Source organism: Sphingomonas sp. GW822-FHT03G08 (genome assembly GCF_058801135.1).
This window is the reverse complement of record NZ_JBXAMZ010000001.1, coordinates 2,980,885-3,004,142: the sequence shown is the minus strand read 5'-3', so window position 1 is coordinate 3,004,142 and position 23,258 is coordinate 2,980,885. Positions and strand designations below refer to the sequence as shown.

Sequence of the window (23,258 nt, the reverse complement as noted above, 5' to 3'; positions counted from 1 at the left end):
AACCTGCTCCCCGGCGAAAGCCGGGGCCCAGGATTTCTCCGCCGTGTCGCTTGTGACCCTGGGCCCCGGCTTTCGCCGGGGAACGGGATCGAGACGCTCAATCGCGCTTGGCGTCGTCCAGCGTCCTGGCGATCCGGGCCTTTTCGGCGGCTTCGGCCTGCTTCTCGACCTTGCTGCGTCCGAAGCGCGCGCGATTTTCCTGTGCACGAACTGCCTTGTCGGCCTGTGCCTTGGCCTTGCGCGCCTTGTTCAGGTTGATGATCTCGGCCATATCCTTGCCTCAAGCATCTACAGAATTCGAAGCGGAGTTTCCATGGCGGGCAGCGTCAACAAAGTGATCCTGGTGGGCAATCTCGGGCGCGATCCCGAGAGCCGCAGCTTCCAGAACGGCGGCAAGGTCGTCGAGCTGCGCATCGCCACGTCCGAAAGCTGGAAGGACCGCAACTCGGGCGAGCGCAAGGAAAAGACCGAGTGGCACACGGTCAAGGTCTTCAACGAAGGCCTCGCCAATGTCGCCGAGCGCTATCTGCGCAAGGGCAGCAAGGTCTACATCGAAGGCGCGCTGACCACCCGCAAGTGGCAGGACGCGCAGGGGCAGGACCGCTATTCGACCGAGATCGTGCTCCAGGGCTTCAACTCGGTGCTGACCATGCTCGACGGCGCGCCGGGTGGCGGCGGTGGCGCGGGCGGCGGCTTCGGCGGCGGTCGTTCCTCGGGCGGCGGTGACGATTGGGGCGGCGGTGGCGACGAGTTCGCCGGCCAGTCCTCCAGCCGGGGCGGCGGCAACTTCAACAGCGGCGGTCAGCGCTCGGGCGGTGCCGCCGGCGGTGGCGGCAACAATAGCTTCGGTGGCGGGTTCCCTGATGATCTGGACGACGACGTCCCGTTCTGATCGGTGAAAGGATTGCCATGCGCGGCGCTGCAATTGGATTGGTTTTTCTGGCGACTGCCTGTGGCGGCCCCAAGACCACCGACGATCCCGCCGCGCAGAATGTGATCGATGCCGCGTCCAAGGGCACACCCGCCGCGGTTGCGGCGGGTACCTGCGCGGACAAGCCCGATTGGGTGCCGATCTACAAGGAAGCGAAAATCATCAGCTGCACCAGCGGCGATGTCGCGGTCACCGGCAAGCGCAGCGGCACGGTGATCTACACCGATTTCGCCACGCCTTCCTCGATCCTCACCTGGTCGAAGCAGCAGGCGATGGCGTCGGGCCTGGCGCTCAGCATCGAGGACGGCAAGTCGTTCAGCGCGGCCCAGGGCGATGCGCGCACGCTGCGGGTGATGGCCGAATCGGGCACCGCGCGTACCAATGTCACGGTGAACTGGGGCGTGAAGAACTAGGCTTCCACGATCTCCGCCACGCCGAACTTGCCGGCCTGGTAGTCGTGGAAGGCCTGGCGGATCTCCGCTTCGCTGTTCATCACGAAGGGGCCGTGCGCCACGATCGGCTCGTCGATCGGCGCGGCATGGCCGAACAGGAACAGCGCCGGCTCGGTCGCGGTGATCGTCACGCCGTCGCCCGGGGTCAGCTCGGCGAGGTGGAAGTGCGGCACCGCGGTGGCTTCCACGTGGAACACGCCTCGCGCGCCATAGAGGAACACGTCGCGCCCCTCGAGCCCATCGAAGGTCACGCTGCCCCCCGCTTCGATCTCGACCCAGCTCAGGAACACGCCGGTCAGCGAATCGACCACGCCTTTCGCGCCGCCGAACGCACCCGAGATCAGGTGCACGGTCGCGCCGTCCGCGGTCGCCGCCGGGATCGCCCCGGCCTGTGCCCCGACATAGCGGGGCGCGGTCATCTTCAGCCGGGCGGGCAGGTTCACCCAAAGCTGGAGGATCTCCATCGGCCCGCCATCGCGCCTGAAATCGGCGGGCGAGACCTCGGCATGGACGATGCCGCTGCCCGCGGTCATCCACTGGATGCCGCCGGCGCGGATAATGCTCGCATGCCCGGCGCTGTCGGTATGCGCCAGCTCTCCCTCGAGGATGAAGGTCACCGTCTCGAAGCCGCGATGCGGGTGCGGGCCGAAGGGCAAGCCGCGATTGTTCGGCGGATAGCTTTGCGGCCCATGATGGTTGAGGAACAGGAACGCGCCGACATGGCCGATCGCCGGCCCCGGCACCGGGCGACGCGTGATCAGGTCGCCGATATCGTCGCGAAAGGCCGGATGCAGCCGCTTCACCGTTCGCATCGCCCTATCTCCTCAGCAGGAACACGGCATGTTCGGCGAACAGGTTCGCCATCGCCGACCCGGTGTGCTGGTCACCCGACAGGAACCAGCTGCCCTCGAGCGTGATCCCCCGGTTGCGGACGAACGCCCGGAAGTCATCGACGGTGACATGGTGGATGTTCGGCGTCGCGTACCATTCGATCGGCAGCAGCCGGGTCACCGGCATCCGCCCGCCGAACAGCAGCGAGGCGCGCACCCGCCAATGCGCGAAGTTGGGGAAGGAGACGAAGGCGTGCTTGCCGATCCGCAGCAGGTTCTCCAGCACCAGATCCGGATGGCGCGTGGTCTGCAGCGTCTGGCTCAATATCGCATAGTCGAAGCTGTTGTCGGGATAGTCGGCCAGATCGGTATCGGCATCGCCCTGCACCACCGAGAGCCCGCGCCCGACCGCCGCAGCCACGTCGCCCGCATCGAGCTCGAGCCCGCGCGCATCGACCTGGCGCGTGTCGCGCAGCGCCGCCATCAGCGCGCCGTCGCCGCAGCCGACATCGAGCACGCGGCTGCCCGCCGCGACATTCGCCGCGATGATCGCAAGGTCGGGCCGCAGGCTCATCGCGTGTAGAGGTCCACGTCGTGCCGCTCCATGCAGCGCTCGGGATGCGGGATCGGCGTCCAGCCCAGCCTGGCGTAGAGCGGCTGCATGTCGCGGGTGAACAGCAGCCAGCGCCGCAGCCCGGTCAGTTCGGGATGCGCCTGCACCGCCTCGAGCATCTGCATGGCCGCGCCCTTGCCGCGATGCGCCGGCAGCACGAACACATCGGCCAGATAGGCGAAGGTCGCGAAGTCGGTGATCAGCCGGGCAAAGCCGACCTGCTCGTCCTGCCCCGCCTCGTCCTTGGCGAACACGGCGGCGCAGAAGCTGTTCCTGATCGACGTCTCGACGATGTGCCGCGGAATCCCCTTGGCCCAATAGGAGCCGCTCAGGAACGCATGGATCAGGTCGAGGTCGAGCTCGGCCTTGTCGAACGAGATGCGATAGTCGTTCATGCCACCCCCGCCTGCAGGAAACCGCGCACCACCCTGTCGAGCTCGGGGCTTTCGAGCAGGAAAGCGTCATGGCCGAAGGGGGATTTCAGCTCGACGAAGCTCGCCCGCGCGCCTGCCGCGTTCAGTGCGTGCACGACCGAGCGCGATTCGCTGGTCGGGTAGAGCCAGTCGGTATCGAAGCTCACCACGCAGAAGCGCGTGTCGGCGCCCCTGAAGGCATCGGCGAGCAGCCCGCCATGCTCCTCGGCCAGGTCGAAATAGTCGAGCGCGCGGGTGATATAGAGATAGGAGTTGGCATCGAACCGGTCGACGAACGCCAGCCCCTGGTGGCGCAGATAGCTTTCCACCTGGAAATCGGCGTCGAAGCCGAAGGTCTTGGTCTCGCGGCTCTGCAGCTTGCGCCCGAACTTGGCGGTGAGCCCGGCCTCGGAGAGATAGGTGATGTGCGCCGCCATCCGCGCCACGGCCAGGCCGGCGACGGGCGGATCATTGTCCTCGTAATAGTCGCCGCCGCGCCATTTGGGGTCGGCCATCACCGCCTGGCGGCCGACTTCGTGGAAGGCGATGTTCTGCGCCGAATGCCGCGCCGCGCTGGCGATGACCACGGCCGAGGCAACGCGCTCGGGGAAGGTCGCCGCCCAGCTTAGCGCCTGCATCCCGCCCATCGATCCGCCGACGACCGCGAACAGTTTTCCCACCCCCAGATGGTCGAGCAGCATCGCCTGCGCGCGCACCATGTCGCGGATGGTGATCACCGGGAAGCTCATCCCCCAGGGCTTGCCGGTGGCCGGGTTGATCGTCGCCGGGCCCGATGAGCCCAGGCACGAACCGAGCACGTTCGAACAGATCACGAAATAGCGGTCGGTATCGATCGGCTTGCCGGGGCCGACCATGCGCGTCCACCAGCCGGGCTTGCCGGTGCGCGGATGCTCGGAGGCGACATGCTGGTCGCCGGTCAGCGCATGGCAGACCAGGATCGCATTGCCGCCATCGGGGGCGAGGGTGCCATAGGTCTCGTAGCCGATGTCGACCGGCGACAGCAGCACGCCACCGTCGAGACGCAACGGCCCCGGCAGCGTCACCGAGCGGCCAGTGCCATAGCGCGGATCGTCGGACATGCGAGGCTGGTAGGAGGTGTGTTGGTTCGACGCAACTGTTCCCCATACGGCGTCATGCTGAACTTGTTTCAGCATCCAACTTTCCACCCGCGATATGGTCCGTGGAAGGTTGGACCCTGAAACAAGTTCAGGGTGACGATGAAGGTTTCAGATCGCGTAGCTTATGCCGCCTTCGCCTCGATCCGCTTGCCCAGGATCGCGCCCGCCGCCATCCGCCCGGTCTGCGCCGCGCCGTTCATATAGCCGGGGAACGCATCGGAGAGATGCTCGCCGGCGAACCAGATCCGCCCGGCATGGGGCACCTGGTTGCCGCCCTCGTCCTCGACGCAGAGCAGCTTCGAGAAGCGGGTGAGCTGGCCGGGGGCATAGTTGCAATAGGCGCCGAGGGTGAGCGCCTGGGCATGCCAGTTGGTCCGGGTGAAGGGGCCGGTCGCCGCTTCGATCAGCCCGGGGATCGCCGGCGCGGCGCTGGCGGCGAAGCGCCTGGCCAGCGCGGAAGGCGCCTCGCTCTCGGCGCGCAGCACTTCGTCGCCGCCCAGGAACCAGGTCCAGACCGGCGAGATGCCATCCTTGCGGTGGACGCTGCCGTCCCAGCCGAGTGCCCAGCCGGCATCGGCATCGGTCTGCCACAGCTCGCCGCCCACGCCCATCGGCTGGCGCCACGGCGTCGCGTTGGTGCCCGACTGGACCTTCTCGTTTAGCCCCAGCTCCATCTCGCCGATGAACGCACGCCAGGCGGCGGGCAGCGGCACGCGGAAATCGATCTGGCGGGTGAGGGGGCCGGGCACCGCGACGATCAGCGTATCGGCGGCCTCTGTCGAGCCGTCCAGGAAATGGAGCCTGAGCCCCGATTCGACGCGGAGCAGGCGCTTTCCGGTGGCGATGCGATCGGCATAATGCGCGCTCATCGCCTCGACCAATGCCGAGCTGCCGCCCTCGATCACATAGCGTTCGTCGGCGCCGCCCAGCACCTCGGCGCGCGCGCCATCGACAGTGGGCAGGTTGAAGATCAGCTCGATCGCCGATGCGCGCTTCGGTTCCACGCCATATTCGGTGCGGCTGGTCGCCTCGAGCAGCTGGCGCAGCCAGGGCTGGCGAATCAGCGCGGCATGCCTGTCGAGATAGTCGTGGATCGACATCCGATCGAGATCGGGCGCGACTCGTGCCTGGTCCTTGTCGAGTCGGTCGGCATCCCTGGCGATCTGCGCCGCGATCGGGCGCAGCGCTTCGGCCAGTTCGGTGTCGGTAATCAGGCGACCATTCGCCAGGATCAGCGTGTCGTGCGGCTCGCTCTTGCGATCGAGCAGCGCCACGCCGAAGCGCTTGAGCAGCCCGTGCATGTCATAATGGTCGGTATTGACCAGCTGCCCGCCCACTTCGAACGTCCAGTCGCCCGATCTGTGCGTGTACATCCGCCCGCCGGTGCGGTTGCGCCCCTCATAGAGGAACGCATCGACGCCCGCCTCGCGCAGGTGATGCAGCGCGGTCAGGCCCGCGATGCCGCCGCCGATGATCGCCACCCGGCCGGCAGAGCGCGCCATGGCCGGGCGGGGCAGGGCAGTGGCGACGCCGCCAGCGGCCATTGCCTGCAGCACCGCGCGCCGTGTCGCGCCGCTCGCGCCCTTGATCGGCATGGCCTCGCCCGCCGCTTCCAGATTTCGTCGTCGCGCCGCTTCCAGTGCGCGCCAGACGATGCTGTTCCCCCGCATTGCCCCTCCTCGGCTCCTGCTTAACCATGAAGCCCTAGCGCCGGACCCTTGCCATCCGGTAACCATTCCGCCAAGCCGCGCGACCATGACCGCACCCGTTCCCAAGCCCTGGATCATGGAAATCGCCCCCTATGTGCCGGGGCGCTCCACCACCGATGACGGCCGCAAGGTGACCAAGCTCTCGTCCAACGAGAATCCGCTCGGCACTTCGCAAAAGGCGCGTGAGGCTTTCCTCACCGCCGCGACCAGCCTCGAGCGCTATCCCGACGCCAGCGCCGTCGAGCTGCGCGAGACGATCGCGGCCAAATATGGCCTCGATCCCGCGCGGATCATCTACGGCAACGGCTCGGACGAAGTGCTCCACCTCGCCGCCGGTGCGTTCGCCGGTCCGGGCGACGAGATCATCTACGTCCATTACGGCTTCACCGTGTACCCGATCGCGACTCGCCGCGTCGGTGCGATCCCGGTGGTGGCACCCGACAAGGATTACGCGACCGATGTCGACGCGATCCTCGCCTCGGTGACCGACAAGACCAAGGTCGTCTTCGTCGCCAATCCCAACAACCCGACCGGCACCTATGCGCCGCGCTCGGAGATCCTGCGCCTGCACGCCGGCCTGCCGAGCACCGTGCTGCTCGTGCTCGACCATGCCTATGCCGAATATATCGAAGGCGACGACGATGATGGCGGCATGGAGCTGGCCCGCAGCGCGCCGAACGTGCTGGTGACGCGCACCTTCTCCAAGATGTACGGCCTTGCCGCCGAGCGGATCGGCTGGGGCTATGCCTCGGCGCCGATCATCGAGGCGATGCACCGCATCCGCCTGCCCTTCTCGATCACCATCGCGGGCACCGCGGCGGCGGTCGCGGCGCTGGGCGATACCGATTTCGTCGATCACACCAAGGCGCATAATGCGCAGTGGCGCCGCTGGTTCTCCGCCGAGATCGCCAAGCTGGGCAACAAGGGCCTGCGCGCCGTGCCGAGCCAGGCGAATTTCGTGCTGGTGCTGTTCGAAGGCCAGCTCACCGCCGAGGCGGCGTACAAGGGCCTGATGGAAGACGGCTATATCGTCCGCTGGCTGCCCGGCCAGGGCCTGCCGCATGGCCTGCGCATCACCATCGGCACCGAGGATGAGACGCGCGGCGTGATGGCCTCGCTCCGCAAGATGGCTGGCGAGGACTGATGCTGCCCTTCGCGCGCATCACCATCATCGGGCTGGGCCTGATCGGCTCGTCGATCGCGCGCGGCATCCGCCAGCACATGCCAAGCGTGCGCGTGACCGGCTATGATGCCGATCCGGCGGTGCGCGAGACGGCGGTGCGCATCGACCTGTGCGACGATATCGCGGACACCGCCGGCACCTCGGTGATCGACGCGGACCTCGTCATCCTCTGCGTCCCGGTCGGCGCGATGGGCGCGGCGGCGGCGGAGATCGCGGTGGACCTGCCCGCGGACGCGATCGTCAGCGATGTCGGCTCGTGCAAGGAAAGCGTGGTCGAGGCGGTGCATGCCGCATTGCCCGGCGCCGTGTTCGTGCCGGCGCACCCGGTGGCGGGCACCGAGAATAGCGGGCCCGAAGCCGGCTTCGCCTCGCTGTTCCAGGGCCGCTGGTGCATCATCACGCCGGTCGAGGGCACCGCGCCCTTCGCCGTCGAGCGCGTGCTGGAGTTCTGGCGCCGCCTGGGGGCCCAGGTCGAGACGATGGCGCCCGATCATCACGACCGCGTTCTCGCCGTCACCAGCCACCTGCCCCACCTGATCGCCTATACGATCGTCGGCACCGCATCGGACATGGAGGAAGTCACCCAGTCCGAGGTGATCAAATATTCGGCCGGCGGCTTTCGCGACTTCACTCGCATCGCCGCCTCGGACCCGACCATGTGGCGCGACGTGTTCCTGGCCAACAAGGAAGCGGTGCTCGACATGCTCCAGCGCTTCTCCGAGGACCTGACCGCGCTCCAGCGCGCGATCCGCTGGGGCAAGGGCGACGAGCTGTTCGAGTTGTTCAGCCGCACCCGCACGATCCGCCGCTCGATCATCGAGCAGGGCCAGGACGATGCCGCCCCGGACTTCGGCCGCGCGCACAAATAGCGCGTCGCCCTCCCGCGATATCTGCACCCCGGCTTTCGCCGGGGAACAGTTCACGACTGAGACCTCCAACGGGCTTGCAATGTAGGATTTCGCCTGCTTGCCTTGGGCGGTCGGCTTTGCGGCCGGTCGCGCCTTGAATCCGTTGGGGAAATAGGATCACGCCCGCGCAAGATCGTTGCGGGATGCGGCGCGTTGCCGGAGAAGATGGGGAAAATAGCGCCGACAAAAACCCGTTCTTGGCCTGTACTTCGTGTACTTTGGCGAGTCGCCGCGCAGGCCCTGCTGGAGCGCGCTCAGCCGTTCAGCGCATTGATCCCGGCATGGACCTTCGCCTCGGCCTCCGCGCGGGGCAGGCCCGGCGGGATCGGGTCGAGGAAGCGGAAGGTGATGACGCCCGGCTTCTTGATGCCGTGCTTGGGCCAGACATGGCCGCTCTTCACCGCGATCGGCACCACCGGCAGCTCGAGCATCCGGTAGAGCCCGGCAAAGCCCGATCGCAGCTCGGGCGCCTCGCCCGGCTTCACGCGCGTGCCTTCGGGGAAGATGAGCACCGAGCGGCCCTGCGCCAGCGCGGCCTTGGCGTCCTTCATCATCGAACGCAGCGCCGCGGCATTGGCGGTGCGGTTGACGATGATCACGCCGTAGCGCCGCGCCGCCCAGCCCCAGAGCGGGATCTGGGCCAGCTCGCGCTTCATCACCGTGGCAGGGGAGCCGAGCAGCCGGCTCAGCTCCAGCGCCTCGAACAGCGATTCATGCTTGCCGGCGAACAGCACCGGGCCTTTCGGGATCTCGCCCTCGATCTGCACCCTTATGCCCAGGATCCAGCGGGCGGACCAGGTCATCAGCGCCACCCAGGCCATCGCATAGGTGCGCAGCGCATCGCCGCCGAGCAGCGCGACCAGCGGCACCAGCAGCACCAGGAGGATCGACAGGCCGTAGAAGAAGATCGAGAAGATCAGCGTGCGCAGCAGGTTCATCAATTGGCGCCCATCAGCAGCGCGATCCGCCGCACCAGATATTTGTGATATTCGCGGAACAGCATGGCGAAGCCGGGCTGGCTGCGCACCGGATCGCCGACCAACTCGACGCCCTTCAGCGCATGCGAAAGCTCGAGCCGCGCCCGCGGCATGTGCCAGTCGGAAGTGACGAGGCGCACGGTCTTGTAGCCATGCTCCTTCACCCATTCCGCCGTCTCTTCGGCGTTCGAGCGGGTATCGACCGCCTGCCAGCCCAGGTCGACGCAGCAGCGCATCAGCTTGCGATCGATCTTGTACTCCGCCGCGAACTCGCCCGGGCGCACATCGGGGTCGACCCCGCTGACCAGCAGCCGTTCCGCATCGCCGGCGCGCAGCACGGCAAGCGCGCGGTCGATCCGCTTCGGCCCGCCGGTCAGCACCACGATCGCATCGGTCTTGCGGCCCTCGAGCGGATGGCCGAGCGAGAGCATGAACGCGGCGAAGCCGAGCAGCCAGGCGATCACGACCAGGGCAATCAGCCGCAGGATCACAGCGTGCGGCCCAGCGCGCGCAGCACGGTCTTGCGTGCGGCGAAGGTGGCGAGCAGCGCGAAGCCGAGCGGCAGCAGCAGGAGCAGGAACCAGTCGCGCTGCTGCAACGCCACACCGCTCAGCATCTCCGAGCCGACCAGCGCCATGCGCGACTGGAGGAACCAGACGAGCCCCAGCGCCGCCAGCGTGCCGATCAGGCCGCCGAGCAGCGTGTCGAACGCGATCCGCCGCTGGAACAGGCGGGCGATCTGGACATCGGTGGAGCCGAGCATGTGGAGCACATCGATGGTGTCACGGTGCGTGTCCAGCCCCGAACGCGCGGCAAGCAGCACCACCGCGGCGGTGGCGGTGGCGATCAGCAGCATCAGCCCGACGGCGAGCCAGCTCATCGTGGTCATGAAGCTGCGCACGGGCGAGAGCCACTGGGCGTGCCGGTCGATCCGGGCGTTCGGCGCGATCGCCCTGGCGGTCTGCTCGACGGCGGCGCTGTTGCCGCCGCGCGTCTCCACATCGATCATCGCCGGCATCGGCAGGTCGGGATCGAGCCCGGTATCGCCCAGCCAGGGCTTGAGCAGTTCGGCCAGCCGCTGCCGATCGACTTCGGCGACACGGGTTACGCCGGCCACGCGGGGCAGTGCGGCGCGCAGTGCCTTCACTTCGCTGTCACGGGTGGCGGCATTGGGCTCGACGACCTGGATCGTCATCCGGCCGGCCAGCTGGCGATCGAGCTGCGCCGTCGCGGCGAACATGCCCAGCCCCAACGCGCCGGCCAGCACGGTGAGGAACAGCATGATCGCCATGATCCAGGTCATGGCGCGCGTCCGCCGGCTCTCGTCGAGCAGGCGGCGGTCGGGCGCATTGGGATTGAGGCTCAGCTTCATGCGCGCCCCGGCGGCGGGTTGCGCAGCGCGCCGGTGGGGTCGTTCAGCCGGCCTTTTTCCAGCCGCATCATATGCGCGTTGGGGATGCGGTTGAGCAGGTGGAAGTCGTGCGTCGCCACCACCACGGTGGTGCCGAGGCGGTTGAGGCTGTCGAACAGGTGCAGCAGCCGCTCGGCCATGTCGGGGTCGACATTGCCGGTCGGCTCGTCGGCGACGAGCAGCTCGGGGCGGCCGATCACGGCGCGGGCAATGGCGATGCGCTGCTGCTCGCCGCCCGAAAGTGTCGGCGGCTTGGCGCGGCCGCGATCGGTGAGGCCCACCCAAGCGAGCATCTCGCGCACCGGCGCCTCGATATCGCTCTCGGACACGCCGGCGACCCGGAGGGGGAGCGCGATATTGTCATAGGCGGAAAGGTGCGGAACCAGGCGGAAGTCCTGGAACACCACGCCGATCCGCCGGCGGAAGCCGGGCAGCCGGGTGCGGGGCAGGGCGCCGGCATCCTCGCCGAACAGCCGCACCGTGCCGCGGCTCGGCCGCTGCGCAAGGTAGAGTAATTTAAGCAGCGAGGTCTTGCCCGCGCCGGACGGACCGGTGAGGAAATAGAAACTGCCGGTGTTCAGCGAAAAGCTGACGTCCGAGAGAGTCTCGTCGCCCGAACCATAGCGCAGGCCGACATTCTCGAATTGAACGATGCTGGCCATCAGGCTCCCGGCGCTTCCCTTGCACCTGCCATCGCACAGAGACCCGCCCCGCTCAAGAAGCTGGGGATACTCGGGACGGGGACTCTTGTGGCCGCGAATCGATGGGTCTAGAATCGTGACAATCGGGCGACAGGCCCCCGTGTCGTGAGCCGCGCGTAATGATCCTCGAATGCAGCCAGTGCCGAACCCGCTATCTGGTGCCCGACAGCGCCATTGGCGCCGACGGCCGCACCGTGCGCTGCGCGAGCTGCAAGCATAGCTGGTTCCAGGCCCCGGTCGCGCTCGACCTGACCACCCGTGCCACGGCGTCGGACGGTCCGGTCACCCAGGCGCCCAAGCGCGAGGCCGAGGTACCGAAGCGGGAAGCGCCCGCCGCGCCGCGCGTGTTCGACGATGCCTCGATCATGGCCGCTGCCGGCGCCACGCCCGACTATGATCCCTTCGCGCCGCAGCCGCCGTTCAAGCCCCGCCGGAATCCGGCCCGGCGCTGGACTGCCGCGGCGTTCGTCGCGGGCTTCTCGATGCTGCTCGGCACCGGTGCGATCCTCTATTCGGGCGCGCCCGGCCTTGCCGCCCAGCTCGGGATCGGTCTTGGCTTGGGCGGCGAAGTCGAGACGCCGCTGGTGTTCACCGAGAAGAATGTCGAGCTGCGCACCCAGACCAACGGGAGCGAGCTGTTCATCATCTCGGGCAAGGTGGCCAATCCCACGGCCGACAAGCAGCATGTGCCCGATATCCGCATCGAGCTGAAGGACGAGCAGAACCGGCTGGTCTATAGCTGGCGGGTCACCCCGCAGGTGCGCGAGCTTGGCCCGAAGCAGGTGATCGATTTCAACTCGGCCCAGGTCGATCCGCCGCGCAGCGCGCGCTCGGCCCGGCTGACCTTCGCTACCGAAATCGGCGGCTGACCCACCAGAGCCGGGTGCCGTGCAAGGTCGCGGCGACCACCATGCCCATGCCCGATGCCAGCGCCAATCCGGTCGCGCCCAGATCCAGCGTGCGGACGAGCAGCAGGCCTGCGCCGCCCGTGACGAGGAAGAAGGCGATCACCGAGTTGATCCCGGCCACCACCTGGTCGCCGAGCGAGCGCAGCGCATAGACGAATACCACTTGCACCCCGTCGAACAGGATGAAGGGGGCCCAGACCGGCAGCATCATTAGTGCGAGCGTCCGCACCTCGGCCACCGCCGGGAACAGCGCGACAAAGGGGTGGGGCGCCAGTACCAGCAGCACGGCGAGCAGCCCCGTCGCCAGCGCGGCCAGCGCAGCGGCGATCGCCGCACGCCGCGCCGCGGCCTGGGGGGCGCCTTCGCCCACCGCATTGCCTACGCGTACCCCTGCCGCCGATCCCAGCCCCAGCGCGACCGAGAAAGTGACGTTGTGGATCGAGAAGACGATCTGGAAGGCGTGGGTGGTCACGTCGCCCAGTTCGGTCGAAAGCGCGATCAGGATCGAGAAGCCTACCAGCTCGAGGCCCGAGGCGATGGCGGGCACCAGCCCGAACTTGGCGAGGCCAAGCGCGCCGGTCAGCGAATCGCGGCTGAACAGATGCGCCAGGTCCTGTACGCCGCGCTGGCGGGCGCGGGGCAGCGTCCAGGCCGCGCCGACCATTCCGGCCGCGCCGAGGGCAGAGGCAATCGCAGTAGCCAGCGCCGCGCCGGTCGCGCCCATCGCGGGCAGGCCGAGATGCCCGGCAGACAATGCCCAGGCGAGCAGCGCGTTGATCGGCAGGATCGCCAGGTTGACCACCGTGACGCGTTGCGGACGGCTCACGCCTTCGAGGAAGAAGCTCGCGGCGATGATCAGCAGCTGGAAGGGATAGGCGAGCGCCATCACCCGCACGACATCGGCGGCAAGCGGCGCGACTTCCCTCGCCACACCGATGCCGAGCAGCATCGGCTCGGCAAAGGCGAAGAGCAGCAAGGCGCTGAGCAGGCCAAGGACGATCGCGAGCAGCAGCCCCTGGTGCAGCGCGCGGCCGGTGCCGGGCAGGTCCCTGGCGCCGTCGGCGCGCGAGACATGGACGAGCACGCCGGTCAGCGCCCCGAGCCCCATCACGATGCCCGGGAAGGTCAGCGCGCGGCTCGCGCCCAGCGCCGCGACCTGCTCGGTGCCGGTGAAGCCGACCACGACGACATCGGTGACGTGGAGGATCGTCCAGTTGAGGCTGGTCAGCGCCACCGGCCATGCCAGCGACAGGATTCGGCGCATCTCGGCGGAAAGATCGGGGGAGAGGCGCATGGGAGGGCGCGCTTAGCGGATTTCGCTTCGTTTGGAAAAGCGTGGCGGAACCGCTTGCAATGTCCGAAACGCATTGCTAGGGGCCGCTGCCTTACCAGCCGTTGGTATCCCAACCAGCGGATTTCACGTGCGGTCGTGGCGGAACTGGTAGACGCGCAACGTTGAGGTCGTTGTGGCCGAAAGGCCGTGGAAGTTCGAGTCTTCTCGACCGCACCAGTGAAAAATGCAGGCACCCGGCGACATCGCCGCGGTGCCGCAATTTTTTCGAGAACCGGGCAAACTTCTGCGACAAGTCGCGCTTAGCCACGCCTTGTTCATGCGAGCGGTGTCACTGCACTGCCGGGGTTTTCGAAAAGGGTGGGGAATTCATGCGTTCTACGTTGATGCTTGGGTCTGCTATTGCGGGGTTGCTTGTCGGCGCCATGCCGGGAGCCGCACTGGCCCAGGCGCAGCAGCAGCCCACACCCACGCCCGCGCAGGACCGTCCGCAGCAGCCGGCCCGGCCGGCGGCGTCGCAGGACAGCGGCAGCGACGAGATGGGGGATGAAGGCGCGATCGTCGTCAACGGCGTGCTTCCGGGTGCGGTGAAGACCGATGTGAAGCCGGAGGTGCAGCTCAACCCCGCCGATATCCGTGCCTATGGCGCCTCGAACGTGTCGGAGCTGATCACGGCGCTCCAGGCGCAGCTCGGCAGCGGTTCGGGCCGCGGCGACGAGCAGCCGGTGATCCTGATCAGCGGTCGCCGCTCGAGCATGAATGAAGTCCGCGACCTGCCGACCGAGGCGATCGAGCGGATCGACATCCTGCCCGAGGAAGTCGCGCTGCAATATGGCTATGCGGCCACGCAGAAGGTGATCAACTTCGTGCTGCGCCGGCGCTTTCAGGCGCTCACCACCGTGCTGGAAGGGCAGATGCCCACCGCCGGCGGCAACTTCACCGGCAGCGGCAACGTCAACATCCTCAAGCTCAACCGCGACGGGCGGGTGACGCTGGATGTGAAGTACAACCAGAATTCCGCGCTCCTCGAGAGCGAGCGCGGGGTAACCCGCGCGGGCAATTCGCTGTTCGACACCACCGGCAACATCACCGGCATCGGCGGTGCGCAGATCGATCCGGCGCTGAGCGCGCTGGTCGGGTCGTCCGTCACCGTCGCCGGCGTGCCGGCGAACGCAGCCAATGGCCTGCTGCCGCTTTCGGCCTATGCGGCCAATGCCAACGATCCCAACGTCACCGATCTCACGCCCTATCGCACCCTGATCGGCCCGGCGAAGACGCTGAACGTCAGCGGCATCTACAATCGTGCGCTTTCGCCCAAGGTGAGCGCGACCGCGACGATCAATCTCGACGTTACCGAGAATGAATCCTGGCTCGGCCTGCCCAGCGCGACGCTGACCCTGCCGGCGGGCAATCGCTGGTCGCCATTCAGCCAGAACGTCCAGCTGCTGCGCTATTACGACAATCTCAACCCGCTCACCCGCTCGGGCGGCAGCCAGGCGCTGCGCGGCGAAGTGACGATCAACGGCGATTCGGCACCCTGGATCAAGAGCTGGCGCTGGTCGCTCAACGCCAATTACCAGCAGACGGGCAGCGATTCGACCACGACCCGCGGCATCGATCCCTCGCGGATGCAGGCGCTGCTCAACGCCAATGACGCGAGCTTCAACCCGTTCGGCGAACTGCCCTACAGCGCGCTCGTCATCCGGCCGAACGACTGGACCGAATCGACCACGAAGGTCGGCAATGTCGAGTTCCTCACCAACGGCGCGCTGTTCAAGCTGCCGGCGGGCGACGTCACCACCAGCATCCGCGTGGCCGGGCGCACCAACGATCTTTCGGGCCGCTCCTTCCGCTCGGGGGTGTTCAGCAACAGCGACATCTCGCGCGACACCGGCAGCATCCGCGGCAACATCAGCGTGCCGATCGCCAGCCGCCGCCGCGCGGTGCTCGATGCGATCGGCGACTTCTCGATCAACGCCAATATCGAAGTCGAGCAGCTCTCGGACTTCGGCCGGCTGACCACCACCGGCTATGGCTTCAACTGGTCGCCGATCACCCAGGTCCAGGCGATCGTCAGCGTCATCGACGACAGCAACGCGCCGACGCCGGGCCAGCTCGGCAATCCGGTGATCACCACGCCCAATGTGACCGTCTATGACTTCGTGCGCGGCGAAAGCGTCAACATCAGCCAGATCACCGGCGGCAACGCGCTGCTGAGCGCCGACAGCCGGCACGTGTTCCGCGCCGGGCTCAACATCCGGCCGCTCACCGAGACCAATCTCGGCATCGTGGTGAACTACACCAATTCGCGCTTCCGCAACGCGATCCAGAGCTTCCCCGGCGCTTCGGCCGAAGTCGAGGCGGCGTTCCCCGATCGCTTTGTCCGCGACGGCGCCGGCCGGCTGCTCAGCATCGATTCGCGCCCGGTGAACTATGACCGGACCGAGCATTCGGAACTGCGCTGGGGCTTCAACCTGTTCCTGCCGATCGCCTCGCCGCAGCAGAAGCGGATGCAGGCGCGGCGCGAGGCCTTCCAGAAGGCCCGCGAGGAATCGCGCCGCACCGGCCAGCCCATGCCGGCCGAGATGACCGCGATGTTCGAGCAGTTCCGCCGCTTCGGCCAGCAATCGAGCCTGTTCGGCGGCACGATGAGCCAGCAGTTCCGCGGCCCGCGCCCTGAAGGGCAGCAGGGCCAGAACCAGCCGCAGCCCCAGGGGCAGGAGCAGGGCCAGGGCCGGGTTCAGACCGATGCGCCGGGCCAGGGGCCGGGTGCCGGTGGCGGCGGTCAGGGCGGCGGTCCGCGCTTTGGTGGCGGTCCGGGCGGCGGCCGTGGCGGCTTTGGCGGCGGGGGTGGCGGCAACCGCCTGATCTTCAGCGCCTATCACACCTGGGTGCTCAAGGATGAGATCCAGATCCGTCCAGGCCTGCCCGTGATCGACCGGCTGAGCGGTGACAGCGCCCAATCGATTGCCGCGCACCGCATCGACATCACCGCGGGCGTGAAGCGCGACGCGATGCTCGTCCAGCTCAACGGCAACTGGACCAGCGGCACGCATACCAGCACCGGCAGCGCGGCGATCCCGGGCAGCATCAGCGAGCTCAACTTCGGCAGCCTCGCCAAGCTGAACCTGCTCGCCGAGTACAACCCGGGCCAGGACATCGATTTCCTGCTCAAGCATCCCTGGTTCCGGGGCTCGCGGATCCAGCTGCGCGTCGATAACATCTTCAATGCCCGCCAGCGGGTGACCGACCAGAATGGCCTGACGCCGGCGGCCTATGCGCCGAACCTGCGCGATCCTCTCGGCCGCACGGTCAAGCTGACCTTCCGCAAGCAGTTCTTCTGAGGAAACGCGCCGGCGCGTTTCGGCGCGCTGGTTTAATGCTCCAGCGGCGCGCCGGCTTCGCGGCTGGCGCGCAGGCCGGGACGGAAGCGGCCCTGCTGATCCTGGTCCATGATCCGGCGATAGAGCAGGGTGATCGAGACGCGGCGGTTGCGCGGGTCGGCGGGATTCTCGACGATCAGCGGCTCACGGTCGGCCACGCCCTCGATCCGCTCGAAGCGCGTTTCGGTAACGCTGCCTGACAGCAGGCGCCGGCGCGTGGCTTCGGCGCGGCCGCTGGAGAGCATCCAGTTGTTCATCGCCAGCGGATCGCCATAGCCGAGACTGTCGGTATGGCCGCGGATCATGATCGGGTTTTCCATGCCCTTGATCGATTCGGCGATCGTGCTGATCAGCGCGCTCGCCTCCGGCACCAGCGCAGTCGTGCCCAGGTTGAACATCGAATAGTTCGCATCGTCGAGCAGGTCGATCCGCATGCCGTCGCGCGTCGGCACGAAGCGGACATGGTTGGCGAGCTTCGAAAGCGCCGGAGTCATCCGCATGCGCTGGCGGATGCGCTTGGCGGTTTCCTCGAAATTCTTCTGGTCCTGCTGAGTCAGCGCGCGCTGGTCCTTGAGCGTACCCTTGCTGCCGGTGCCGACATCCTTGCCGCCGGCGCCGCCCACCGGCACGGTCAGCGACTTGGTGCCGGTCTGCGATGCCTTGCCGGGATAATTGTCGCGCTGGTTGATCGCCTCGCCGCCGAACAGGCCGTTCGAGCCGGCGCTGTTCTGCTTGAGCTCGACAAGGGTCGGCGCGAAATAGTCGGCAAGCGCCTTGCGCTGCTTCTCGGTGGTGGCGCCGAGGATCCACAGCAGCAGGAAGAACGCCATCATCGCGGTCACGAAGTCGGCATAGGCCACCTTCCAGGCGCCGCCGTGATGGCCGCCATGCCCCTCGACGATGATCTTCTTGACGATGATCTTCGGCTGGAGCTGGTTTCCATGGGGTGCGCGCTGCGCGGCCACTTACCGGCCCCTCAGCCCGTCGAACACTTCGCCGAAGCCCGGCTGGTTGGCGTGCGCGATGCTGGAGCGCGCCGCTTCGATCACCAGCGGCTGCGGATGGCCGTGGAGCGAAGCGATGATGATCTGCTTCACGACGTGATAGATCGCCGCATCGGCATCGATCACCTGCTGCAGGCGGCCGGCGAGCGGCGCGACGATGCCGTACGCCAGCAGCACGCCCATGAAGGTGCCGACCAGCGCCGAACCGATCATCGCGCCGAGGATGCTCGGCGGCTTGTCGATCGAGCCCATCGTCTTCACCACGCCGAGCACGGCGGCGACGATGCCGAGTGCCGGCAGTGCGTCGCCGAGCGACTGGAGCGTGGTCTGCGGGCCCTGCACTTCGTGATGATGGGTCTTGATCGAGTTATCCATCACTTCCTCGACCGCATGCACGTCGAGCGTGCCGGACGAGACGACGACGAGGCGCAGCGTGTCCGTGATCAGGTTGATCAGCGTGTGATCGGCGAGCAGGCGCGGATATTCGGCGAAGATCGCACTGGACTTGGGATCCTCGACATGTGGCTCGAGCGCGATCGGGCCTTCGGTCCGCAGCATCTTCATCAGCTTCGAGACCAGGAAGATCGTGTCGAGATAGTCCTGCTTCTTGTATTTCGGGCCCTTGAGCACCTTGGCCAGGCCGCCGCCGAGCGCCTTCAGCTCCTTGGTGGAGTTGCCGATGACGAGCGCGCCGGCGGCGGCGCCGCCGATGATCAGCATCTCGTGCGGGATGGCTTCGAGCACGGGGCCCAGCGCGCCGCCGGTGATCGCGAAACCACCGAAGACCATTGCCAGCAGGATGACGAGGCCGATTGCCGGAAACATGTGCGCGAAACCCCCGATTTGTCGTCTCGGTTAACGACCGTTTCGCCGTGATATTCAGCGGAAAAACATGGTTAATTCGTTACCGGCGCCAATTATTTCGCGCTTTCGCTTTGGATTTGCGCGCACGCCGTCTAGCGGCCGGAAAATCGCGTCTTCCCGGTAGTTTACTTGAGGTAGTCGAACAGCGAGACGCTGGTCAGCTTGGTAAAGCTGGCCTGGGTCGCCTGCAGCACGGTCAGCGTCTTCTGCAGATTGGCGACCGCGGTCGGGATATCGGTGTCCTCGATTCCCGATCGGGTGCTCTCGCGCGTCTCGGCGACGGCGGTCAGCCGGTCAGCCTCGAGATCGAGCCGCGCCGCCCGTGCGCCCACCGAAGCGCGCGCCAGCGTCACCTGGTCGAGCGAGGCGTTGATGCCGGCCAGCGCGGTGTCGCCGGCGGCATGGACATTGGTGCCTGATTTGAGCGCATCGGCCAGGTCGCCGATCGTCTTGAACATATCGACATCGCCGGTGGTGAAAACACGCGCGCCGCTGATCGTCGGCTGGATGCTCTCGCCATCGGCCACCGGGATGCCCGAAGGATCGCCGGTGCCAGCGAAGCTGATCGAGCCGTCGGCGTTCTTCACATAGGCGGTATCGCCGGCCGCGCCGCCGAACAGCGGCTGGCCGCGGATGTCGTCCTTGGTGTTGGCCAGGCCGTAGAGCGTGTCGCGGATCGCGCTCAGCTCTTCGCCGATCGCGGCACGGTCCGAATCCGACAGCGTGTCGTTGGCGGCGCGGGTGGCAAGCTCGAGCGCGCGCTGGAGCTGCGTCTCGACGCTGTCGAGCGTCTGGTCGGTCTGCGCGATCACGCCCTGTGCGACGTTGATGTTGGCCTTGTAGGTCGAATCGCCCGTGGTGGCGCGCTGGATCTGCTGCAGCTTCACATAGGCGGCCGCGTCCGAGACCGCGGTCACGCCCAGCTTGGTCGTGGCGATCTGGGTCTGGGTCTTGTCGGCCTCGGCGGTGAGCTGAGTCATCAGCGACACTGGGCGGCTGTACATCTGCGAAGTGGAGATGCGCATAATCGTTTACCTGATATCGAGGATCGACTGGAGCGTTTCGCGCGCGACCTGGATCACGCGGGTAGACGCCTGATAGGCCTGCTGGAAGCGCATCAGATCGACGGCCTCCTCGTCGATGTTCACCCCGCTGATCGAATCGCGCGCCGAAACGGCGGCGTCCCGGATCGACGACTGGGCATCGGCGACGCTGTTGCGGCCCGCGAGCGCCGCGCCGTTGGCGGCGGTGAGATCGGTGACGCCCTGCTCGAAATTGCCGCTGGTGCGCAGCGCTTCGAGCCCGGCGAGATTGCTGTTGTCGCGGGTGCCGCCACCGGCCGCAGCGGCCGCGATGCCGCGCGGATCGCTCATCACCGCGGTCAGCTGATAGGCGGGATCGCCGACCGCGAAGATCGGCTGGCCGGCATTGCCCTGCAGGTCGCTGCCCGCCGCCTGGACGGCGTTGACGCCCTCGGCGAAATCCTGCGCCATCTGGCTGATCTGGTCGCGCGCCGTCGCGATGCGGCTGCCGCTCTCGGCAATGCCGGCCATCGCGCCGCCGTTCGGGGACATGATCTGCACTTCGCCGGTCGGCTGGCGTACCGAGAAGGCAAAGGCGCCTTCGTCGTTGCTGGTCTGCGAAACGATCGCTGCCTGCGCGCCGTCGACGAGCGCCGGGCCCGAGCTGCTACCGGCGCGCACCGAAGCGCGGCCATAGGCATCGAAGCTGACGTTCACATCGGTGAGCGCGCTCATCTGCTCGAGCATCTGGTCGCGCTGGTCGAGCAGCGCGGCCTGGCCGGCAGTGCCGTCGGTCGCGCGGGCAAGCCCGGCATTCACCTTGGCGAGGCTCGCGGAAAGATTGTTGAGCTGGGTCACCGCCGTGTCGGCCGAGGCCTTGAGGTCGGTCATCGCGCCGTCGAGCGCCTTGCCGGTCGCATTGAAGGCGGCGGCGACGCCGGCGGCATTCTCGAGCATCGTTGCGCGCGCGGGCAACGCGGTCGGGTCCGCCGCCACGGCCTTGGCGGAGGTGAAGAAGGCGGTCAGCTGGCTGCCCAATTGGTTCTGGGTCAGGCCGGTATCGATGCGGCCCAGCCAGGTCGCGCCGGTGAGGGTGCGGGCAAGGTCCGAGCTCGCGGTGCGCACTTCGGTCGCCTTGAAGGCATCCGCCGCGCGAATAACGCCGCCGACATTGGCGCCCAGGCCCGAATTGATCGCGCTGGTGTTGCCGCCGGTGGCGACGACTTCGCGCACCGTGGCGACGCGGCGCGAATAGCCGGTGGTCGCCGCATTGGCGATATTGTCCGACGTGGTGGCGAGTGCCGACTGGTAGGCGCGTGCGCCGCTGGCGCCGATCGAAAGCAGGTCGGTCATTTGACGGTGCCTCCTTCTGTCGCGGTGGGCGCGGTGCCGGGTTCGGCTGCCGTCTCGGTCTTCATGCTCTTGGCCAGGAAGGCGGTCATCGCCTTACCGATGCCGATCGGAGCGTGCACGGCCATGCTCTGGGCGAGCTGCTGGTCCTGCATGTCGCGGAACTGGTCCTCGCCCTTGCTGTCGAACAGCCCGTCGCCGAGCTTGGCCTGGCGCATCGACTTCAGCATCATGCCTGTGAAGACGGCCTCGAAGCGCTGGCCGGCGGCTTCGAGATTCTCCTTGTTCGCCAGGCGCGACGTGTCGGTCGACACGCCGCCCGACGGGCTGCCGATGGGGCCAAGCACGTTGCTCACAGGATGATCAGCTCCGCCTTGAGCGCGCCGGCTTCCTTGAGTGCCTCGAGGATGGCGACCAGGTCCGCCGGCGACGCGCCGATCGCGTTCACCGCCTTGACGACGTCCGAGAGCTTGGGGCCCGGGTCCATCAGGAACATGGGGTGCTTCTCCTCTTCGACGCCGACCGTGCTGTGCTGCTCGGTGCGCGTCTCGCCCTTGCTGAACGGCGCGGGCTGGCTGGTGCGCTGGTTCTCATCAATACGAACGGTCAGTTTACCATGTGTTACCGCAGCGGGGCTGACCCGGACGGCGGAGTTGATCACGACGGTGCCGGTGCGCGCGTTGACGATCACCCGGGCAGCGGCCTCGGCCGCCTCGACCTTGAGGTTCTCGACTTCGCTCATCAGCTCGGCGCGCACGTCGCGGCCCTCGGGGGCCTGGATGGCGATCGACACGCCGTCGATCGCGCGGGCGCGGCCGGGGCCGAAGCGAAGGTTGATCGCGTCCTGCACCCGCTGCGCCGTGGTGAAGTCGGCACGGGCGAGGTTGAAGGTGATGAAGGGCGACTTGTCGAAGCCGGTATCGACGCTGCGCTCGACGGTGGCACCTTCCGGGATGCGGCCGGAGCTCGGCGTGTTGACCACGATCTTCGAGCCGTCGGCACCCTCGGCGCCGAGCCCGCCCACGGCAAGGTTGCCCTGCGCCATCGCATAGATCTGGCCGTCGGCGCCCTGGAGCGGCGTGAGGATCAGCGTACCGCCGCGCAGCGACTTGGCCTTGCCCATCGACGAGACGGTGATGTCGAGCTTCTGGCCCGGCTTGGCGAAGGCGGGCAGCTCGGCGGTTATCATCACTACCGCCGCGTTCTTCAGGCCCGGCGCCACGCCCTGGGGCAGCTGCAGGCCGAAGCGCGAGGTGACGCCCTTCATCGACTGGACGGTATATTCCAGATTGTCGTCGCCCGTGCCGGGAAGGCCCACGACCACGCCATAGCCGGTCAGCTGGTTGGTACGGATGCCCTGGAACCCACCCAGGTCCTTCACGCGCTGGGCGTGTGCCGGGGCAGTTGCGAGAAGGGCGAGGGCGGCGAGCGCGAGGAAGCGGCGGATCATCGGTCTGCTCCGGCTTAGAAGGGGCTGATCACGGAGAAGAACCGGCTCAGCCAGCCCTGGCGGCTGGCGCGGGCGACATCGCCCTTGCCGGTATAGGCGATGCGGGCATCGGCGACGCGCGTGGAAAGCACGCGGTTGTTCGCGTCGATGTCCGCCACGCGCACGATACCCTTGATCTGGACGAACTCGTCGCCGCGGTTGAGCGTCACGCGCTTCTGGCCCTGCACCAGCATCGTGCCGTTCGGATAGACCGCGGCAACCGTGACGCTGATCTCGCCCGACAGCGCATTGGCCTGGTCGGCGGTGCCGGTGCCGTTGAAGTTGCGCTTGCCGCTCACGCTGGCGTCGCTTTCCTTGAACAGCGACAGCGCACCGGTGCTCGGCGGGGTCAGGCCGAAGCCGCCCGAGCTGTCGAGCTTGGTGCCGGCCGACTTGGACGCTGCGGTCTTCTCGACCAGCAGAATCGACAGCGGGTCACCCACGCGGCGCGCGCGCTGGCCTTCGTAGAGCGCGGCATAGCCGTCGTTCACCTGGAAGATGCCGCCATTGGCCGGCGCCGGCGTCGCGGGTGCGGCGCTGGGAAGCGTCACGGAGAAATCCTCCTTTGGCTTCTTCTTGCCGATCCCGAGGAACTGGGCCTGGGCCGGCGTCGCGGCGAAGGCGAGCCCGGCGGCGGTCAGTGCGGCGGCGGCGATGCGGGTGAGATGCGTCATGATCCG

General features: G+C 67.6%; 24 protein-coding genes and 1 tRNA gene. 7 read left to right on the top strand and 18 right to left on the bottom strand.

Annotated features, from left to right (window positions below; all coding sequences use genetic code 11):
- Positions 1–97 precede the first annotated feature (97 nt).
- Positions 98–271, bottom strand: a complete 174-nt coding sequence (locus AC1RJ5_RS13875; protein ID WP_493113840.1) for a DUF4169 family protein — start codon at positions 269–271, stop codon at positions 98–100.
- 42 nt (positions 272–313) lie between these two features.
- Between AC1RJ5_RS13875 and ssb the strand changes: the two genes are divergently transcribed.
- Both ssb and AC1RJ5_RS13865 read left to right on the top strand, forming a co-directional pair.
- On the top strand, positions 314–892 hold the full coding sequence (ssb, locus tag AC1RJ5_RS13870) for a single-stranded DNA-binding protein (RefSeq protein ID WP_493113838.1): 579 nt from the start codon (positions 314–316) through the stop codon (positions 890–892).
- A 38-nt stretch (positions 893–930) separates the two neighbouring features.
- Positions 931–1,344, top strand: coding sequence for a hypothetical protein (locus AC1RJ5_RS13865; protein ID WP_342251653.1), 414 nt, complete (start codon positions 931–933; stop codon positions 1,342–1,344).
- On the opposite strand, the gene AC1RJ5_RS13860 is transcribed toward AC1RJ5_RS13865, so the two are convergent.
- From AC1RJ5_RS13860 to AC1RJ5_RS13840, 5 genes are all read right to left on the bottom strand, one after another.
- The gene (locus AC1RJ5_RS13860; protein WP_493113836.1) at positions 1,341–2,195 is read right to left on the bottom strand and encodes a pirin family protein; all 855 of its coding nucleotides are present in this window, start codon (positions 2,193–2,195) and stop codon (positions 1,341–1,343) included. The two genes, AC1RJ5_RS13865 and AC1RJ5_RS13860, sit on opposite strands and share 4 nt — an antisense overlap.
- 4 nt (positions 2,196–2,199) lie before the next feature.
- A complete protein-coding gene (gene metW, locus AC1RJ5_RS13855; RefSeq protein ID WP_269573382.1) occupies positions 2,200–2,787 on the bottom strand; it encodes a methionine biosynthesis protein MetW in 588 nt (195 codons plus the stop codon).
- Positions 2,784–3,221, bottom strand: coding sequence for a GNAT family N-acetyltransferase (locus tag AC1RJ5_RS13850; RefSeq protein WP_493113834.1), 438 nt, complete (start codon positions 3,219–3,221; stop codon positions 2,784–2,786). The genes metW and AC1RJ5_RS13850 overlap by 4 nt, the downstream gene beginning before the upstream one ends.
- Positions 3,218–4,339: a homoserine O-acetyltransferase MetX gene (gene metX, locus AC1RJ5_RS13845; RefSeq protein WP_342251651.1), complete on the bottom strand. Its 1,122-nt coding sequence runs from the start codon at positions 4,337–4,339 to the stop codon at positions 3,218–3,220. Before metX ends, AC1RJ5_RS13850 begins: the two co-directional genes overlap by 4 nt.
- Positions 4,340–4,500: 161 nt before the next feature.
- On the bottom strand, positions 4,501–6,048 hold the full coding sequence (locus tag AC1RJ5_RS13840; RefSeq protein WP_493113831.1) for a flavin monoamine oxidase family protein: 1,548 nt from the start codon (positions 6,046–6,048) through the stop codon (positions 4,501–4,503).
- Between the two features lie 85 nt (positions 6,049–6,133).
- Here AC1RJ5_RS13840 and hisC point away from each other — a divergent pair, with 85 nt between their 5' ends.
- Complete coding sequence (gene hisC / locus AC1RJ5_RS13835; protein WP_342250283.1) at positions 6,134–7,231, top strand: histidinol-phosphate transaminase; 1,098 nt, start codon at positions 6,134–6,136, stop codon at positions 7,229–7,231.
- Positions 7,231–8,139: a prephenate/arogenate dehydrogenase family protein gene (locus tag AC1RJ5_RS13830; RefSeq protein WP_269573387.1), complete on the top strand. Its 909-nt coding sequence runs from the start codon at positions 7,231–7,233 to the stop codon at positions 8,137–8,139. Before hisC ends, AC1RJ5_RS13830 begins: the two co-directional genes overlap by 1 nt.
- 293 nt (positions 8,140–8,432) lie before the next feature.
- Here AC1RJ5_RS13830 and AC1RJ5_RS13825 read toward each other — a convergent pair whose 3' ends face one another.
- The 4 genes from AC1RJ5_RS13825 to ftsE are packed head-to-tail and all read right to left on the bottom strand — an operon-like array spanning position 8,433 to position 11,228.
- Positions 8,433–9,116, bottom strand: coding sequence for a lysophospholipid acyltransferase family protein (locus tag AC1RJ5_RS13825; RefSeq protein WP_493113828.1), 684 nt, complete (start codon positions 9,114–9,116; stop codon positions 8,433–8,435).
- The gene (locus tag AC1RJ5_RS13820) at positions 9,116–9,646 is read right to left on the bottom strand and encodes a YdcF family protein (RefSeq protein WP_342250281.1); all 531 of its coding nucleotides are present in this window, start codon (positions 9,644–9,646) and stop codon (positions 9,116–9,118) included. The genes AC1RJ5_RS13825 and AC1RJ5_RS13820 overlap by 1 nt, the downstream gene beginning before the upstream one ends.
- A complete protein-coding gene (locus AC1RJ5_RS13815; protein WP_184163131.1) occupies positions 9,643–10,527 on the bottom strand; it encodes a cell division protein FtsX in 885 nt (294 codons plus the stop codon). Before AC1RJ5_RS13815 ends, AC1RJ5_RS13820 begins: the two co-directional genes overlap by 4 nt.
- Positions 10,524–11,228, bottom strand: a complete 705-nt coding sequence (ftsE, locus tag AC1RJ5_RS13810; protein WP_184163127.1) for a cell division ATP-binding protein FtsE — start codon at positions 11,226–11,228, stop codon at positions 10,524–10,526. Before ftsE ends, AC1RJ5_RS13815 begins: the two co-directional genes overlap by 4 nt.
- Positions 11,229–11,386: 158 nt before the next feature.
- Between ftsE and AC1RJ5_RS13805 the strand changes: the two genes are divergently transcribed.
- Positions 11,387–12,136: an MJ0042-type zinc finger domain-containing protein gene (locus tag AC1RJ5_RS13805; protein WP_342250280.1), complete on the top strand. Its 750-nt coding sequence runs from the start codon at positions 11,387–11,389 to the stop codon at positions 12,134–12,136.
- On the opposite strand, the gene AC1RJ5_RS13800 is transcribed toward AC1RJ5_RS13805, so the two are convergent.
- On the bottom strand, positions 12,117–13,469 hold the full coding sequence (locus AC1RJ5_RS13800) for an MATE family efflux transporter (protein ID WP_342250279.1): 1,353 nt from the start codon (positions 13,467–13,469) through the stop codon (positions 12,117–12,119). The genes AC1RJ5_RS13805 and AC1RJ5_RS13800 overlap by 20 nt on opposite strands.
- A 129-nt stretch (positions 13,470–13,598) precedes the next feature.
- On the opposite strand from AC1RJ5_RS13800, the gene AC1RJ5_RS13795 reads away from it, so the two are divergent.
- Positions 13,599–13,685 (top strand) — tRNA-Leu (locus tag AC1RJ5_RS13795).
- A gap of 206 nt (positions 13,686–13,891) precedes the next feature.
- Positions 13,892–16,810 (top strand): TonB-dependent receptor, encoded by a 2,919-nt coding sequence (locus AC1RJ5_RS13790; RefSeq protein WP_493113824.1) that lies wholly within the window; start codon positions 13,892–13,894, stop codon positions 16,808–16,810.
- A gap of 32 nt (positions 16,811–16,842) precedes the next feature.
- Here the strand turns inward: AC1RJ5_RS13790 and AC1RJ5_RS13785 are convergent, their stop codons facing one another.
- The 7 genes from AC1RJ5_RS13785 to AC1RJ5_RS13755 form a co-directional block, all read right to left on the bottom strand.
- A complete protein-coding gene (locus AC1RJ5_RS13785; RefSeq protein WP_342250277.1) occupies positions 16,843–17,814 on the bottom strand; it encodes a flagellar motor protein MotB in 972 nt (323 codons plus the stop codon).
- Positions 17,815–18,678: a flagellar motor stator protein MotA gene (motA, locus tag AC1RJ5_RS13780; RefSeq protein WP_184163112.1), complete on the bottom strand. Its 864-nt coding sequence runs from the start codon at positions 18,676–18,678 to the stop codon at positions 17,815–17,817.
- 164 nt (positions 18,679–18,842) lie between these two features.
- Complete coding sequence (locus tag AC1RJ5_RS13775; protein ID WP_269573393.1) at positions 18,843–19,742, bottom strand: flagellin N-terminal helical domain-containing protein; 900 nt, start codon at positions 19,740–19,742, stop codon at positions 18,843–18,845.
- Positions 19,743–19,748: 6 nt separating this feature from the next.
- On the bottom strand, positions 19,749–21,092 hold the full coding sequence (gene flgK, locus AC1RJ5_RS13770; protein WP_493113821.1) for a flagellar hook-associated protein FlgK: 1,344 nt from the start codon (positions 21,090–21,092) through the stop codon (positions 19,749–19,751).
- The gene (locus AC1RJ5_RS13765; RefSeq protein WP_269573395.1) at positions 21,089–21,445 is read right to left on the bottom strand and encodes a rod-binding protein; all 357 of its coding nucleotides are present in this window, start codon (positions 21,443–21,445) and stop codon (positions 21,089–21,091) included. The genes flgK and AC1RJ5_RS13765 overlap by 4 nt, the downstream gene beginning before the upstream one ends.
- Positions 21,442–22,539 (bottom strand): flagellar basal body P-ring protein FlgI, encoded by a 1,098-nt coding sequence (locus AC1RJ5_RS13760; protein ID WP_269573396.1) that lies wholly within the window; start codon positions 22,537–22,539, stop codon positions 21,442–21,444. Before AC1RJ5_RS13760 ends, AC1RJ5_RS13765 begins: the two co-directional genes overlap by 4 nt.
- A gap of 14 nt (positions 22,540–22,553) precedes the next feature.
- On the bottom strand, positions 22,554–23,252 hold the full coding sequence (locus tag AC1RJ5_RS13755) for a flagellar basal body L-ring protein FlgH (protein ID WP_269573397.1): 699 nt from the start codon (positions 23,250–23,252) through the stop codon (positions 22,554–22,556).
- Positions 23,253–23,258: the final 6 nt, after the last annotated feature.